The following is a 16,891-nucleotide window of genomic DNA, read 5'->3' as shown; positions in this document are numbered from 1 at the left end:
ATCTAAGCATGATAAAAGGGTCTTCTTATAATTTATAAATTTATAAGTATTATAGTTTTTCTATAATAGCTTCGATTCGTTTTAGAGTTTCTGCTTTACCAATAATTTCCATAATTCTAAAAATATCAGGACCTTGTAAAGATCCTACTAAAGCAATTCGTAAAGGCATCATAATTTTACCAAATCCAATTTCTTTAGATTTTATCCAGCTTTTTACTGTATTAGAAATGTTTTCTGATTTGAAATCATGAATATCACTAATTATTCGAGTGAGTTCATGCATTAAATCAGGAGTTTCTTGTTTCCAAGCTTTTTTAGTAGCCTTATCATCGTATTCAGAAGGAGCAATGAACAGAAACTTGCTAAGGTGCCAGAGATCTTTAGAAAAAACGGCTCTTTCTTTTATAAGTTCTACTACTTCGTTTAGATCATAAGAAGTAGAAATATTATTTTCAGAAAGTATTTGTTGTAATTGTTCCACGTGTACGGTATTATCGGCTTGCTGAAAGTGTTGTTGTTGGAACCACTTAGTTTTTTCAGGATCAAATTTTGCTCCGGCTTTGTTAACTCTAGTCAGATCAAACTCATTTATCAGTTGTTCTAAAGAAAAAAGTTCTTGTTCTGTTCCGGGATTCCAACCAAGAAAAGCAAGCATATTAATGACTGCTTCAGGTAAATATCCATCTTCACGATATCCAGAGGCCTCTTCATTAGTTTTAGGATCTGTCCATTGTAAAGGAAAAACAGGGAATCCACCGGTAATTCCATCTCTTTTACCTAATTTTCCTTTGCCTGTTGGTTTTAGTATTAGAGGTAGATGAGAGAAGCTAGGAGCTTTCCATTCTAGAGATCTATACAATAGTACGTGTAGAGCCAAGGAAGGTAACCATTCCTCTCCGCGAATAACATGAGTGATTTCCATTAAGTGATCATCTACTATATTGGCAAGATGATAAGTGGGCATTCCATCACTTTTAAACAATATTTTATCGTCTAATATATTAGTATCTATGGTAATATCTCCACGTACTTCGTCAGTTAAATGTAAAGTTTCATCTGTAGGACATTTAAAACGTATGACATATGGATCACCAGATTCAATTTTTAGTTGTGTTTCGTTTTCTGAGAGGGACAACGAATTATTTAACTTGGATCTATTATGCCAATTATAAATAAAGGTTTTACCTTTTGCTTCATGATCTTTTCTGTGCTCAGTAAGCTCTTCTGATGTATCAAAAGCATAATAAGCGTGACCATTTTTTATTAATTGATCTGCATATTGTTTATATAAGTGCTTTCTTTCACTTTGTTTGTATGGACCGAAATTACCTTCTTTACCTGGGCCTTCATCAAATGGGATATTACACCAGTTTAATGATTCGGTTATATAGTTTTCGGCACCTGGAACATATCTGTTTTGATCAGTATCTTCTATCCTAAGAACAAATGTTCCTTTGTTTTTTTTAGCAAAAAGATAATTAAATAAAGCAGTTCTTACTCCTCCGATATGAAGAGGTCCAGTTGGACTTGGGGCGAATCGTACCCTAATGTTTTTTGTCATAATCTTTGTTTTTTGCTGAATAAGACGTGCAAAAGTGAAGGCAAAGATACGATCTATAATAAGTGTTTAAAAAAGATTTTGTCTAATAAATGTATGTAACAAACTAGAACTTTTTATGGTTTCATATCGGTGGGTACTCTTTTATTCATAAGTATGAACCAAAGAGGAGGAAGAAGAGCAATTACCATAGAAGTTGGGTAACCAAATGGAAGTTGTGGACTGTTATCATGATGATCAAGAATTTGATACTTTTTTGATGCACGATAGTGGTGGTCACTATGTCTTGTAAGTTCAAAAAGTAATATACGTCCTAATAGGTGATTAGAGTTCCAAGAGTGAATTTCTCTTACTCTTTCATATCTGCCTGATGAGTTTTTGTTTCTTTTAAGGCCATAATGCTCTATGTAGTTTATAGTTTCTAGTAAAAGGAATCCAATAGCTCCACTAGAAATTGCGACATAAAAACCATAGAGATCAAAAAAGATATAGATGGATCCTAGGTATAATGTTGTAATAATTAAATACCAAAACATATCGTTTGTGAAGGAAAAAAAAGAAACATTGTTTTTGCTCAACAATTTAATTTGAATTTTCCAAGCACTTATATATTGACCGATAACGGATGTAATCCAGAACAAATATACTGGTTGATTGTATTTAGCAGTAGCTGGATCTTCTGTGGTAGCGGCTTTTTGATGATGACCAAAATTGTGTTCAATGTAAAAATGCATGTATAGGGATGGTAGTAGTAATGCCTTGGCTATAAATCTTTCATTTGTAAAACGATGACCTAATTCGTGGCCTACGTTAATACCATTAGCGCCTAGTACTATTCCTGTAGATATAATGATACCTACAATTTCCGACATAGATAGTTCATTGTTAGTAACGGTATAGATAGCATAAAATAAGATGGAATAAATCAGAGGAAGATTTATGTAAAGTAACCAATCAAAAAGACGTTTTTTGGATTTGGATAAACGAAGATTTTCTTCTAGGTTTTCACTTGATTTAGATGTAAATAATTCCAAGAAAGGAATAAGTCCAAACACATATACAGGAGTTAAATAGGTATAGATTCCTTGTAACCATATGCTTAGAAATGCAACAACAGGAATGGTGTATGCGGATATATATTTTAAATCTTTCATAATAAGTTACAGTATAGGGGTTTGAATTATAATAAATATAACAAATCTATAAGAAATAAAGTTGTAGTTTTATAGATTACTGAAATAGAAAATGAGAGAGTTATGGGTAGTTTTGAATTCATAAAGGAGAAATTAGAGCAGTTTATTAGAAAATACTATATCAATGAATTGATAAAAGGTATTATACTTTTTTTTGCTATTGGAGTATTATATTTTTTGATTACGTTGTTAGTAGAATATGCGTTTTGGCTAAATAGTACCTGGAGGACCGTTCTATTTTGGTTGTTTGTTGTTGTGGAAATTTCCCTGTTTGTAAAGTTTATTTTGATACCAACTGCTAAGTTATTAAAGATAGCGAATGGAATTAATTATGAAAACGCATCAAAGATTATAGGTGACCATTTTCCTAATGTTAATGATAAATTATTAAACCTACTACAGTTAAATAATGATTCTTCTTCTTCATCCTTACTATTGGCAAGTATAGAACAAAAGTCTTTGGAGTTAAAACCTATACCGTTTAAGTTGGCTATAGATTTTAAGAAAAACGCAAAATATTTAAAATTTGCTTTGATTCCGATTGTGGTTTTTTTACTAGTAAGTTTATTTAATAGCGGTAGCTGGTTTTCGGAGAGTTATAAACGTGTAGTTAATTATGAAACCGCATATGAGCCTCCTGCACCATTTCAGTTTTTTGTAGTTAATAAATCTTTAAATGCTTTGGAAAACAAGGATTTTTTATTGCAGGTTAAAACAGTTGGTGATATCCTTCCTGAAGATGTTCAGATAAAATATAATGAGGAGATTTATTTTTTGAAGAATACAGGTGTTGGGTCCTATGAATATATATTCACGCAACCAAAAAATTCTATAGATTTTGTTTTGTCTTCTAATGATGTTGTTTCAAAAGAATATGAATTAGAAGTTGTACCAGTACCAACATTGTTGGATTTTGTTATGGAATTGGATTATCCTTCTTATACTAAAAAAAAGGATGAAACTTTACAAAGTTCTGGTAATGCAATTGTGCCTGAAGGAACAAAAGTGGAGTGGAAAGTTCGAACTAGAAATACTGAAAAGGTTAAAATGGTTACTACGGATTCTGCTTATGTTTTCGACAAGAGTGATTCTAACTTTAAGTATGAAAATGTTTTGTATGGTAATTGGGATTATCGGATAACAACGTCTAATAAAAATGTGTATGATTATGATAATATTTCTTTTAATATAAATGTTGTTAAAGACCAATATCCAGAAATTAAGCTGACTGCAGAAAAAGATACTGTTGATAATAGCACTATGTATTTTTTTGGTAGAGTTAGCGATGATTATGGTCTCAATGGTTTAAGGTTGGTGTATTATGATAGCGATCAAGAATCAAATAAAGAAACAAAGAATATAGTAATAAATTCTACGGTTTTTGATGAATTTATTCATGTGTTTCCTGGAAATTTGGATTTAAAGGAAGGAGTTAATTATGAGTTTTATTTTGAGGTATTTGATAACGATCAAATTAGTAATAGTAAAAGCACCAAAAGCCAAGTTTTTAGTTATAGAAAATTGACTACTAACGAAGAGGAGGAGAAAAAACTTAATGAACAGAATCAGGCTATATCTGGATTAAATAAATCATTAAAAAAGTTTAAGTCTCAAGAACAGGATTTAAAGAGTATTAGTAAGCTTCAGAAGGAGAAGAAGCAATTGGATTATAATGACAAAAAGAAGCTCGAGGATTATTTAAAAAGGCAAAAGGAACAGGAAAAGATGATGCAGAATTTCTCAAAAAAGTTGAAGGACAATTTGGAGCAGATGGAAGATAAAAAGGAAGAGGAACCTTTTAAAGATGCATTAAAGGAAATGTTAGAACGAAACGAACAAAAGCTAAAGAAAAATGAAAAGCTTCTGGATGAGATAAATAAGATAGCAGAAAAATTACAAAAGGAGGAGTTGACGGAGAAGCTTGAGGAACTTGCAAAGGAGAATAAGAATTTAAAGAAAAATTTGGAACAATTATTAGAATTAACGAAAAGGTATTATGTAATAGAAAAGCATGAAAAGTTAGCTAATAAGTTGAACGAAATGGCTGAGAAGCAGGAGGAATTGTCTGAAAAGGGAGAGGAAAACACAAAAGAAAAGCAGGAGGATTTAAACAAAGAGTTCGAAAAGTTTAAGGAAGAGATGGAGGATCTTAGAAAGGATAATGAAGAATTAAAGAAGCCAATGAAGTTGGATGAGAATAAAAAAGATGAGGAGGATGTGACAAAGGAACAAGAAGATGCGAGTGATAATTTGGAAAAAGAAAATAAATCTGAGGCTAAGAAAAATCAAAAGAGTGCAGCTGAAAAAATGAAGCAAATGAGCAAGGGTATGCAGATGCAAATGCAGATGGGTGGAGGAGAACAGGAACAAGAGGATATGGAAATGTTGAGACAAATTTTAGACAACTTGGTTGATTTCTCTATGGAACAAGAGGGATTGATGAAAGAGTTTAAGGGAATTAATAATGATAACCCAACATATTCTGGTAAATTAAAAAAGCAAAGTGTATTAAGAGAAAATTTTATCCATATAGATGATAGTTTGTATGCATTAGCATTGCGTAGGCCTAAAATTTCTGATGAAGTGACAGGTAAGCTTACGGATATAGAGTTTAATTTAGACAAGTCATTAGAGCGTTTGGCGGAGAATCAAGTGATTCAGGGAACGGCAAATCAGCAGTATGCTGTAACAGGTTCTAATGATCTGGCATATTTTCTAAGTATAATTTTGGATCAGATGCAAAATAGTATGTCTGCTAAAGGAAAAGGTAAAAGTGGGAATAAATCAAAGGGATTTCAATTGCCTGATATCATTAAAAAGCAAGGAGAGTTAAACGAGAAAATGAAGGAAGGTGCTGAAAAAGGAAAAGGAAAAAAAGAAGGTCAGCAGAAAGGGGAATCTAATAGTGGATCATCTGGTGAAGATGGGGAAAAAGGAAAAGGAAAAGGAGGAAAAGAAAAAGGAAAGAACGGGAATAATGGAAGCGATGGTCAAGGTGAATCTGAGATGCAAAAGGAAGATATGAATGGTGAGTTATATGAGATATATAAACAACAGCAACAATTGCGTAACGCATTAGAAGATAAGTTGAAGAAGGAAGGAATAGGAAAAGGAAAAGGAAGTGGGCTTTTAAATAAAATGGAGCAGATTGAGGGTGAGTTGCTGGAGAAAGGTTTTAATAATAACACCTTGAGTAAGATGATGGATTTAAAACATGAATTGCTCAAATTAGAGGATGCTACTATAGAACAAGGAGAAGAGGATAAAAGAGAAAGTAGAAGCAATAATAAGAAATTTAGTAATGATAATAATGAACAAATATTAAAGGCTAAACAATATTTTAATACAACAGAAATATTAAACAGACAAGTATTACCTTTGCGCGAGAATTATAAGCGTAAAGTGCAGGAATATTTTAGAAAGACTAATGATTAATTATTTTTACGAAATTACTGGTTACGATGTTGATGAGAGGGCTATAAACTCTTGGTTGGAAAAGGTTTTGATTTCTGAAGAAAAGAAGCTAGGAGAGATCAATTATATTTTTTGTGATGATGAATATTTGTTACAAATAAATCAGGATTTTTTGAACCATGATACATATACCGATATAATTAGTTTTGGTAATGGTTTAGGAAATATTATTGCTGGAGATATTTTTATTTCTTTGGAAAGAGTTTCGGAAAATGCTGATCATTATGGTGTAAGTTTTGTTGATGAATTGAGAAGAGTGATTGTTCATGGGGTGTTGCATTTTTGTGGATATAAGGACAAAACCAAGGATGAAGAAATTCTTATGAGACAAAAGGAAAATGAAAAGCTAAAGATGTTCCACGTGGAACATCTTTAGCTTTTCATTTATTAATGTTCCACGTGGAACATTTTATTTTTTAATAAAGAGAGTGTTCCACGTGGAACAAATTATAGTGTTATGTTTGATAAAGAGTATGATGTAGTAGTAGTTGGTGCTGGACACGCTGGGAGCGAAGCTGCGGCGTCAGCCGCAAATTTAGGGTGTAGTACGTTGTTGATAACAATGAATCTACAGAATATAGCTCAAATGAGTTGTAATCCTGCGATGGGAGGAATCGCAAAAGGACAAATTGTTAGAGAAATTGATGCGTTAGGAGGATACAGTGGTATCGTAAGTGATCGAACGGCTATTCAGTTTAAAATGTTGAATAAGTCAAAAGGACCAGCAATGTGGAGTCCAAGGGTTCAAAGCGATCGAATGAGGTTTGCAGAAGAGTGGAGGCTTTTATTAGAACAAACGCCGAATTTGGATTTTTATCAGGATATGGTAAGTGGACTTATTGTAGAAAATGATAAAATCAAAGGTGTAAGAACTTCATTAGGAATTGAGGTAAAAGCCAAGACTGTTGTGTTAACTAATGGAACTTTTTTGAATGGATTGATTCATATTGGTGAAAAGCAATTTGGTGGAGGAAGAGCAGGTGAAAGAGCGGCTACAGGAATTACAGAACAATTAGTTGATTTAGGATTTGATTCAGGAAGAATGAAAACTGGTACACCTCCTAGAGTTGATGGAAGGTCATTGGATTATTCCAAAATGACTGAACAACCTGGTGATGATAATCCCGAAAAGTTTAGTTATTCTGATTTATCTAAACCATTAGTAAATCAGAGATCGTGTTATATGACGTATACTTCTACAGAAGTGCATGATTTGTTAAGAGAGGGTTTTGATAGATCTCCAATGTTTAATGGTAGAATAAAAAGTATTGGACCAAGATATTGTCCTTCGATTGAGGACAAAATAAATAGATTCGCTGATAAGGAAAGACATCAAATGTTTATCGAACCAGAAGGGTGGAATACAGTCGAGGTTTATGTAAATGGTTTTTCTACATCCTTACCAGAAGATGTTCAGTTTAAAGCGTTGAGATCTGTGGTAGGATTTGAAAACGTAAAGTTTTTTAGACCAGGATATGCAATAGAGTATGATTATTTTCCACCAACGCAATTAACGCACACATTAGAGACTAAATTGGTTTCAGGATTATTTTTTGCTGGACAGATTAACGGTACTACTGGTTACGAAGAAGCAGCATCTCAAGGTTTAATGGCTGGGATAAATGCTGCTCTTAAGGTTAAAGAACAGGATGAGTTTACACTAAAAAGAAGCGAGGCTTATATAGGAGTTCTTATTGATGATTTGATTACTAAGGGTACAGAGGAGCCTTATCGTATGTTTACTTCCAGAGCTGAGTATAGAACGTTATTAAGACAAGATAATGCGGATTTTAGACTAACACCTATGTCTCATAGAATTGGTTTGGCTAAAGATGAGCGATTAAAAAGAATGGAGCAGAAGGAAAAGCAGGCAAAAGCGTTTGTTAACTTTTTTAGAGAAACTAGTGTTGGACCTATTGAAGCAAATCCTGTTTTGGAAGACAAAAAGTCTTCACCGATTAGTCAAAGCGGTAAGATGTTTAAAATATTTGCGCGTCCTCAGATTACATTAGATGACATGAAACGTTTTAGCAAAGTGTCGAACTATATTGAAGAAAATAATCTCGATAAGGAAGTATTAGAACAGACGGAGATACAAGTTAAATATTCTGGATACATAGAAAAAGAAAAAAATAATGCTGATAAGCTTAATCGTTTAGAGAATGTTAAAATCCCAAAGGATTTTGATTATACAAAGTTAAAATCTCTTTCTTACGAGGCTTGTGAGAAAATGAGTAAGATTAGACCAGCTACAATTTCTCAGGCTTCTAGAATTAGTGGAGTTTCACCTAGTGATATTTCTGTTTTATTAGTGTATATGGGTAGATAATGAAAAGTGTACTATGTAAACAAGAAAGAGCACTGAAAGGAAAAATTCTTACCACAATTGTTCTTGTTATTTCTGTATTTGGATTGTTTTTAGATTCTGAACCACTATTCGGAAGAGTGTTTTTTTTTATAGTTTCATTCTTGGTTTTTGGATTTTCAATATCTTATAAAATAAATAAAGACTTTAATAACCAAAAACTATTTTCTGTTTTTGGTTATGTTTTGTTTAAGACTAATTTGGAATTGGAGTTTCCTAGTTATATCTCTATTTTTTATGGTTCCGTAAGTTCAAGTAATGAATGGGGAGCTGTTAGTGGAATAGGAACCAAAGAAAGACATGATAAGTTGGCTGTACGGTTTTTTACAGATAACAGAAAAGTTACATTGTATAGAACTAGTGATTATAAAAAAGCATTAAGTATAGCAAATTCACTAAGTGAAATGTTAGATGTGGAAATTTACGATGCTACAAAATTATAGTTCCACGTGGAACATGTAATTGATTTGGATTTAAAATGTTTTGAATAATCTCAGTGTTTTAAAATTGACAAAATGCTGGGTTGTTTTATACGTAGTTTAAAAAGTGCAGCGTAATTTTAAAAAATAGTTTTCGATTTAAAATGAATAAGGAAAAATTGGATTTTTATATAGAGTGTAAGGATTTTACAGTTTCTGGAGAAAAGTTTAAGCTATATGAAGATAAGGATCTTGATATGTTAATAACATTGCCTAAACCTGATGTTGAAAACTTAGGTAAATATTACGAAAGTGATGATTACATTTCTCATACGGATTCTAAACGAAGCTTTTTTGAGAAACTTTATCACTTAGTTAAGAAATATTCACTTAATAAAAAGGTCAAATTAATATCGAGTTTAAATCAAGGTTCTGGTACTCTTTTGGATATAGGTGGAGGAACAGGAGATTTTTTAGTGCAAGCTGGGTTGAAAGGTTGGCAGGTAAAAGGTGTAGAGCCAAATGAACAAGCTCGAGAAATTGCGCGAAAAAAGAAGATTATTTTAGAACCAAATACTACTGATTTACCTTCGCATAATTATGATGTTGTTACTATGTGGCATGTATTAGAACATGTTCCTGATTTAGAGATTCAGGTAAAAGAGTTAAAACGATTGGTAAAACCTGGTGGATATATAATAATAGCGGTTCCTAATTTTAAGTCATTTGACGCTGGTTATTATAAATCATTTTGGGCGGCTTATGATGTACCAAGGCATTTATGGCATTTTTCTAAAACATCAATAGAAAAGCTTTTTGCAAAAGAAAATATTAACTTAAAGAAAATCGTACCGTTGGTTTTCGATTCGTTTTATGTTGCATTGTTATCGGAGAAATATAAAAATGGTGCGATGAACTATTTTCGAGCAGTTTGGATTGGTTTTCTCTCTAATGTTAAAGCAAAAGGATCAAAAGAATATTCTTCTCATATTTATATTCTTAAAAACGGATGATTTCTTTTTTTAAGAAGTTTTGAGGGTGTTTTTTAATGTTTTGTAGAAATACTCTTTCCTTTTTTATAAAAACGGCTTAAAATCGTTGGTTTTTAGTCAAAAATTATTGATTTTTACAATAGTAAACCCCTTTGCTATTGTTTTTTCTTATATCAGATTAATTTGATGTACTTATAGGTATAACATCAATCTAACTTTGATATTTTTGCGCAGAACTAAATTTTAGAATAATGAGAAATTTTATATGGATTGCTATTGCGATAATAGGATTGACTTCTTGCAATCAGCAAATTGAGAAAACTGGTTTTGTAAATAATACAAAAGTAGTATCTGATTTTAATGAGATGAAGACCGCTAAAGAAAAGTGGACTAAGAAAAATAATGAAGTACGTGCAGAATTAGAAGAGAAAGCAAAGCAATTTCAAATTGAGGTACAAGGATATCAAAATATTATGAAATCAATGTCTCAAACAAATAGAGAAAAGAAGGAGCAGGAATTGATGGTGAAGCAACAAGGCTTGCAAAGAGAACAGCAAACAAGAATGCAAGAAATTCAGCAAGGTAGTCAAGCTGAAATAGACTCCATTATTTCAAAAGTAGAGGGTTTTATAAAAGAATATGGTAAGAAAAATGGATATACGTATATCTATGGAGAAACAGAAGTGAAAAATTTGTTTTATGCGAAAGAAGAGTTAGATCTTACGGATAAAATTATAGAAGAACTTAATGGAGAAAAGACATCTAATGAGTAATATTTAGATTTTTAAAGTGTAAAAAACCTCGGGAGTGTTTTCGGGGTTTTTTTATGCAATTTTTTAGGGAATTTTCCCTATATTTAAAAGTTTTTTTCATCATAATTATGTCATTTTTAGATGATATTTATATAAAAAAATAATAACTTTTTCCTCTACGTACTTTTTGTAATATTTAGGACGGACCTATGAGTAATAATTAACGTTAAATTTGGTTAATAATTCAAAAAAAATGGTACACTTAATCGGCAAAAACTGCCTTTTTTAGATGTTTCTAATGAACACACAACCTCAAAGAATTATTTTTTTTTCCCCTTTTTCATTCAAATAATTTTTGATTTTTGTAAGTAAAAAACAGAAAAACACGTTTTTTCTGGTAATTTTTTTGGTATGATTTTTTATTACAAACTGATGATTATCAGTGATTTAATATTAATAATTACGAGTAATACTTTATGTTTTTAGAGATGTAATCATACTCTTCAAAACAGAGTAAGAATATTATTACAAAAAAAAACGAAAAATTGGTTTGATATAAATTTTTAATTCATAATTTTATGACTTTACAATATTTATATTAACAACATTATCAACAAGCGCCCCAAATCGCTTGATTAATGTTGCATATATTCACACAAATTTAACTGATGTGATAGCTATGAATAAAAGACTTAACCTCTTAATCGTCATGATAGTTTTGGCAATGGGTATCCATGTCGCCAAAGCGCAGCGTAATATAGGTCCGCCATCGCTTACTTCGGCTCCTCAAGCTTGTGGTACTTTGACGAATGGTTTTGATTTCACTGCGGAACTGTCACCTGGTAATGCATTACCAACCAATAATGAATTTATTTTAGAACTTTCAGATGCTACAGGAAGTTTTGCCAATCAATCGGATATAACAGAATTAGGAAGAGTTACCGGTCCAAATAATGGAACTGCGGCTACTTCTAATATAGATTTTACAAATATTTCTGTACCTACTAATGCCAATAGCGATGATTTCAGATTACGGGTAAGGGCTTCAGAGGTTGATATAACAAGTGAAATCTCTGATGCAATAGCATTTCATTTTTTTGATGATAATTTAGAAATAATATTAAATGGTAGAGATGAGATAATTTTTTGTAATGTAGCTTCATTTGCCAAAGAGATAGCTGTTGAAGTTAGAGATGAAAATGATAACAATGTTGATGTTAATACATTGAAATGGGAATGGTTAAAGGATGGAGCGATAATTCCGGGAGAAAATAGCCCATCTTTAATAATTACAGAAGTAGGAAGATATATAGCAAGAGTTCCACTAGGATTATGTAATAATTTTTTCAATCCCCTTAATAGATCGAATGCTGTAGATGCTTCATTGATTAATCCTGATGATATTACAATAGTAACGGATGATGATTTTTCATTTTGCCCTGATGAATTCAAAGAATTGAGAGCAAGCTTAATAGATTTTTCATATAACTATCAGTGGATAAAGGATGGTGAAGAACTAGATGGCGAAATTTCTCCAAATATAATTTTACCTGATAATGATTTCGGTGGAGAGTATACTTTACGAATAGAATTAAGTGATGATTGTACGCTAACTACCGACTTAGTAACAGTTACTAATGAGGGTTCAAGCATAACAGTTCCACTTCCAGAAGGTTTGATATTGTTACCAACACAGATATTAACTTTAACTGTAGAAACTGATGCCCCAATCGGAAGTACATTTAGATGGATACGAGATACAAATGTTTTAATTCAAGGAATTACAACAGGTCCAACAATTACTTTTGATGTACCAGTAAATGGGGTTGGGGATTATAGAATAGAGATTGATGCACTATTTCCGGATGATCCATGTATGACAATGTTGTTTTCTGAAACTATAATAAGATCAGCCGAAAGGTTTGATATTGTCATAGCGCCAGATGAAGTTGTTGATTGTGAACAGGATCCAATTACAATTACATTGACCGAAATGGTGGGAATAACCTCGACAGGAGATCGGGTTCCACTGACAACGGAACAATTTAATTTTTTCGATTTCGAATGGTTTAATGATGGAGTCTCAACTGGTGAGACTTCTTTGTCGTTAGATGTTAGTCGTTCAGATAGCGGAGGAAGTTTTGAATTAAGAGCTGTTTTTAGACCAGGAGGTTTACCAGATGCTGTCTCTAATAATTTACCTATTGACTTTTTATCTAGCGATATAGTATTGGATATTACTCCTCCAGTTTTAGAACCTGGAGAGTCTGTTGTGTTGACAGCGCCATTAAATGTGAATTTCACATATGAGTGGTATGTAATTGAAAATGGGGAAGAAGTTTTAATAGATGGCGAAACAACGAATACGTTAACCGTAACAGAAGATGGAAATTATTTTGCCAGAATAAGTACTTCTTTATGTACTACAGATACACAAATTGCTGTGGTCGGAGGACCGGCAGCGTTATCGGAATTAATCCCTAATGTTATTACACCTGGAGGAAATGTCGCAAATGATGCGTGGGTTTTACCAAATTCATTTAGCGAAAATGATGTAGAAGTAACTATATACTCATCGAATGGAAAAATAGATTTCCAAAAAACTGGAGGTTATAATGCAGATTGGCCTAATGATTCTGCATCTCAAGCAAGTGAACTTATTTATTATTATATAATTTCTAGAAGTAGTACAGTTGTTAAAAAGGGGACAATTACAGTAATGAGATAATTTATGATTAAAAAAATACTTTATATATCCACATTAATTTTTTGCTCACATCTTGTGAATGCACAAGATGGATCATCTAATACATCAGGTATATTGCCATCAGATATTCCGTTACATAATTCTCTTAAGTATAATCGATTTATGTTTAACCCTACCTTTTCCTTGGTAAGAGAGAATAAAAATTCAATAAACATATATAATCGAAACCCTAGAGCGAGTTTTAGTGATAATTCTCAGACATATTTTCTTAATTACTCTGCTAGATTTGAGGAAAAAACTGGGATAGGTGTTGGCTTGTTTCAACAGAATGTAGGGATATTTAGGTTTTTTGGTGCTACATTAAATTATGCATATAATATAGAATTAAATAGAGATATGAATTTTACGTTTGGGGTAAATTTAAGTTATTCCCAAAGTGCTTTAAAAAGTAATCTTGACGAGGCACAAGTAAATGACGACATAATCAATAATTACGAAAATAGCTCCGTATTTTTATTACGCCCTGGAGTAAACTTCAATTATGGTAATTTCGATGTTGGTGTATCCGTAGGAAATCTAGTTACTTATAATCTTACCGCGAGCGAATTATTAACTGATAATTTCGAATATTCTGGTCATGTAATGTATACTACAGAATTGGACTGGAGAAGAATTGATAATGAATTACGTGGAATGGTTTACGCTTCTAAACCAGGTGAACAGGATTTAAGATATGGAGGTAATGTCTTATTCGAAATACCAAAATACGGATGGGCACAACTTGGCTATAATAGTTTTTATGGAGGTTCTATAGGGATTGGAGCAAACATTACAAAAGTGGTTTCTATAGGTTATACTGTTGAACCAGGTATTGGTGGAGATGCTACGGCTGCCGAGTTCGGAGCTACGCACGAGTTTGGACTAGCGTTTAATTTTGCTAAAGAAGAACGTAGAAGTAAAAGACGAAATATTTCTTCAAAAAGTTCATTACAGAGGGATTCCGAAATTAGAAGACTTAAGAAAGAGATCTTAGATCAAAATAAAATAATAAGAGAATTACAAAGAACAGGAGGAGATTCTCTTAGTCAAGCACAAAGAACAATGAATAGATTAGAGAGATCTATTCAAGAAGCTAAAGAAGAAGAAGCTAGAAAAGCAAGACAATTAGCTTTACAAAGAGAAGAAGAAGTAAAATTACTCAATAAGCAAGCAGAAGAATTAGCCGCTCAAAAGAAGTTAGAGCTTGAGATGTCAGAGCAAAAAGCTGAAGAAGAAAGATTAGCTGCTCAGAAAAATCTTGAATTAGAAATTGAAGAGAGAAGAAAAGCTGAAGAAGCTGCAGGAATACAAGCAGAAGAAGCAAGAATAGCTGCTGAAGAAGCTGCTAGAGAAGCCGAAGCTGAACAACAAGAAGCTGCTGCCGAAGCCGAAGCCGAAGAGAGAAGAAAAGCTGAAGAAGCGACTAAACTTGCTGAACAAGCTGCTGAGATTGAGAGACAAGAAATAGCTGCTGAAGAAGCTAGAAAACAAGCGGAAGCTCAAGCCGCTAGAGAAGAAGAAGAAAGGTTAGCTGCTCAGAAGAAACTAGAAGTTGAAATGGCTGAGCAAAAAGCTGAAGAAGAAAGATTAGCTGCACAGAAGAGATTAGAGGTTGAAATAGCGGAGCAAAAGGCCGAGGAAGAAAGGTTAGCTGCTCAGAAGAAATTGGAGTTGGAGATGGCTGAGCAGAGAAGAAGAGAAGAGTCTCAGAAAACACTGGAAAGAGAAGTTACTGTACAAAAAGATCAAGAAGCAGAAGCTGCAAGATTGGCTGAAGAAGAAAGATTAAGACAAGAAGCAGAAGCAGCAAGATTGGCTGAAGAAGAGAGACAGAGACAAGAAGCAGAAGCTGCAAGATTGGCTGAAGAAGAGAGACAGAGACAGGAAGCAGAAGCTGCAAGATTGGCTGAAGAAGAGAGACAGAGACAGGAAGCAGAAGCTGCAAGATTGGCTGAAGAAGAGAGACAGAGACAAGAAGCAGAAGCTGCAAGATTGGCTGAAGAAGAGAGATTAAGACAAGAAGCAGAAGCAGCAAGATTGGCTGAAGAAGAGAGACAGAGACAAGAAGCAGAAGCTGCAAGGTTAGCTGAAGAAGAGAGATTAAGACAAGAAGCAGAAGCAGCAAGATTGGCTGAAGAAGAGAGACAGAGACAAGAAGCAGAAGCTGCAAGATTGGCTGAAGAAGAGAGATTAAGACAAGAAGCAGAAGCAGCAAGATTGGCTGAAGAAGAAAGACAAAGACAGGAAGCAGAAGCTGCAAGATTGGCTGAAGAAGAAAGATTAAGACAAGAAGCAGAAGCAGCAAGATTGGCTGAAGAAGAGAGACAGAGACAGGAAGCAGAAGCTGCAAGATTGGCTGAAGAAGAGAGACAGAGACAGGAAGCAGAAGCAGCAAGATTGGCTGAAGAAGAGAGACAGAGACAAGAAGCAGAAGCAGCAAGATTGGCTGAAGAAGAGAGACAGAGACAAGAAGCAGAAGCTGAAAATGATGGAGGTGAAGATTTAGAAGAAATACAAAAGGAATTAGACAATAGTAGTAGAATTACTGATAAATTAATTGCATCTAGAGATTCTCTATTAACATCCTCGAAAAACTTAGATAAGAGAGAGTTTAATAAACTTTTAGAGTCTTTAGTAAGTATGAGTGATGAAGCTGAAGAGGTTAAGAAAAACAATGATCCTACAAGCTCTAAGAGACTTACTTCTAAAAATAGATTTATAAAGTTCGCTGAAGCAACAAGACCCGAAGCTAAATATGCAACTAAATATATTCCAGGATATCCAGAAGGTTTTTATCTGATCGGAAATGTGTTTAGAGGAGGAACTTATGCTGATAGTTTTACTAATAAGTTAAAAGATTTAGGTTTTAACGATTCTCAGGTAATCTTAAATCCAGAAAACCAATATCAATATGTTGCTATAAAATACTATGCTAATAAAGAGGAAGCAGCAGAGAATTATTTGAATAATATTGGTAATAAGTATTTTGGTGATATGTGGATATTAAATATCGCTAAGAGTAGAGTAGAATCTTTAAAAAGGTTGGTTCAAGAGTCAAGATTAATTAAGGATACAGTAAAAGATGATACCGTTTTAACAGAAAGTTTATCCTATATAGGAGGGCATAATATTGAGAACGGTTATTACTTAATAACAAACATTTTCAAAAGAGAAAATTATTTTGAAAGAGGAATGGAGAGATTGAAGTCTCAAGGTTTAGAGCCTAAGTTTTTCAGGAATCCAAAAGATAATTATATATATGTTTATTTAGATAGATTTGACACATTAGATAGTGCAAAGCAGAGCTTGTTCTCTAATGTTAATAATACATATAATGGCGATCTATATATATTAAAGATACAATAGATAGCACCCCAAAAGAATTAGAATGA

Annotated in this window: 10 protein-coding genes; 8 read left to right on the top strand and 2 right to left on the bottom strand. The window is 33.0% G+C overall.

Translation table 11 applies throughout. The annotated features are described in order from the left end of the window. Window positions 1-49 precede the first annotated feature (49 nt). Together gltX and NMK29_RS20975 are read right to left on the bottom strand one after the other, a co-directional pair. A complete protein-coding gene (gene gltX, locus NMK29_RS20980; RefSeq protein WP_108804612.1) occupies window positions 50-1,561 on the bottom strand; it encodes a glutamate--tRNA ligase in 1,512 nt (503 codons plus the stop codon). 113 nt (window positions 1,562-1,674) lie between these two features. After that, complete coding sequence (locus tag NMK29_RS20975; protein WP_108804611.1) at window positions 1,675-2,712, bottom strand: alkane 1-monooxygenase; 1,038 nt, start codon at window positions 2,710-2,712, stop codon at window positions 1,675-1,677. 102 nt (window positions 2,713-2,814) lie between these two features. Here NMK29_RS20975 and NMK29_RS20970 point away from each other — a divergent pair, with 102 nt between their 5' ends. The 8 genes from NMK29_RS20970 (at window position 2,815) to NMK29_RS20935 (ending at window position 16,865) form a co-directional block, all read left to right on the top strand. Then, the gene (locus NMK29_RS20970; protein ID WP_108804610.1) at window positions 2,815-6,186 is read left to right on the top strand and encodes a DUF4175 family protein; all 3,372 of its coding nucleotides are present in this window, start codon (window positions 2,815-2,817) and stop codon (window positions 6,184-6,186) included. Next, complete coding sequence (ybeY, locus tag NMK29_RS20965) at window positions 6,179-6,601, top strand: rRNA maturation RNase YbeY (RefSeq protein ID WP_108804609.1); 423 nt, start codon at window positions 6,179-6,181, stop codon at window positions 6,599-6,601. The genes NMK29_RS20970 and ybeY overlap by 8 nt, the downstream gene beginning before the upstream one ends. 81 nt (window positions 6,602-6,682) lie before the next feature. After that, on the top strand, window positions 6,683-8,554 hold the full coding sequence (gene mnmG, locus NMK29_RS20960; RefSeq protein WP_108804608.1) for a tRNA uridine-5-carboxymethylaminomethyl(34) synthesis enzyme MnmG: 1,872 nt from the start codon (window positions 6,683-6,685) through the stop codon (window positions 8,552-8,554). Further along, window positions 8,554-9,033 carry a hypothetical protein gene (locus NMK29_RS20955; protein WP_108804607.1) on the top strand — a complete coding sequence of 160 codons (480 nt, stop codon included), beginning with the start codon at window positions 8,554-8,556 and terminating at the stop codon, window positions 9,031-9,033. Before mnmG ends, NMK29_RS20955 begins: the two co-directional genes overlap by 1 nt. Before the next feature lie 140 nt (window positions 9,034-9,173). Further along, window positions 9,174-10,022 carry a bifunctional 2-polyprenyl-6-hydroxyphenol methylase/3-demethylubiquinol 3-O-methyltransferase UbiG gene (locus NMK29_RS20950; protein WP_108804606.1) on the top strand — a complete coding sequence of 283 codons (849 nt, stop codon included), beginning with the start codon at window positions 9,174-9,176 and terminating at the stop codon, window positions 10,020-10,022. Between the two features lie 230 nt (window positions 10,023-10,252). Further along, window positions 10,253-10,774, top strand: a complete 522-nt coding sequence (locus NMK29_RS20945; RefSeq protein ID WP_108804605.1) for an OmpH family outer membrane protein — start codon at window positions 10,253-10,255, stop codon at window positions 10,772-10,774. A 658-nt stretch (window positions 10,775-11,432) separates the two neighbouring features. Then, on the top strand, window positions 11,433-13,481 hold the full coding sequence (locus tag NMK29_RS20940; RefSeq protein ID WP_159092302.1) for a gliding motility-associated C-terminal domain-containing protein: 2,049 nt from the start codon (window positions 11,433-11,435) through the stop codon (window positions 13,479-13,481). Between the two features lie 3 nt (window positions 13,482-13,484). Beyond that, a complete protein-coding gene (locus NMK29_RS20935; protein WP_254097287.1) occupies window positions 13,485-16,865 on the top strand; it encodes a PorP/SprF family type IX secretion system membrane protein in 3,381 nt (1,126 codons plus the stop codon). The last annotated feature ends 26 nt before the right edge of the window (window positions 16,866-16,891 follow it).

The organism is Aquimarina sp. Aq107 (assembly GCF_943733665.1).
Lineage (GTDB): Bacteria > Bacteroidota > Bacteroidia > Flavobacteriales > Flavobacteriaceae > Aquimarina.
Note: the sequence above shows the minus strand (reverse complement) of the source record. Positions and strands in the feature narration are given on the sequence as shown.

Excerpts from the sequence above, each read along its gene's own strand:
- gltX (WP_108804612.1), bottom strand. The coding sequence starts at position 1,561 with ATGACAAAAAACATTAGGGTACGATTCGCCCCAAGTCCAACTGGACCT.
- NMK29_RS20975 (WP_108804611.1), bottom strand. The coding sequence starts at position 2,712 with ATGAAAGATTTAAAATATATATCCGCATACACCATTCCTGTTGTTGCA.
- NMK29_RS20970 (WP_108804610.1), top strand. The coding sequence starts at position 2,815 with ATGGGTAGTTTTGAATTCATAAAGGAGAAATTAGAGCAGTTTATTAGA.
- ybeY (WP_108804609.1), top strand. The coding sequence starts at position 6,179 with ATGATTAATTATTTTTACGAAATTACTGGTTACGATGTTGATGAGAGG.
- mnmG (WP_108804608.1), top strand. The coding sequence starts at position 6,683 with ATGTTTGATAAAGAGTATGATGTAGTAGTAGTTGGTGCTGGACACGCT.
- NMK29_RS20955 (WP_108804607.1), top strand. The coding sequence starts at position 8,554 with ATGAAAAGTGTACTATGTAAACAAGAAAGAGCACTGAAAGGAAAAATT.
- NMK29_RS20950 (WP_108804606.1), top strand. The coding sequence starts at position 9,174 with ATGAATAAGGAAAAATTGGATTTTTATATAGAGTGTAAGGATTTTACA.
- NMK29_RS20945 (WP_108804605.1), top strand. The coding sequence starts at position 10,253 with ATGAGAAATTTTATATGGATTGCTATTGCGATAATAGGATTGACTTCT.
- NMK29_RS20940 (WP_159092302.1), top strand. The coding sequence starts at position 11,433 with ATGAATAAAAGACTTAACCTCTTAATCGTCATGATAGTTTTGGCAATG.
- NMK29_RS20935 (WP_254097287.1), top strand. The coding sequence starts at position 13,485 with ATGATTAAAAAAATACTTTATATATCCACATTAATTTTTTGCTCACAT.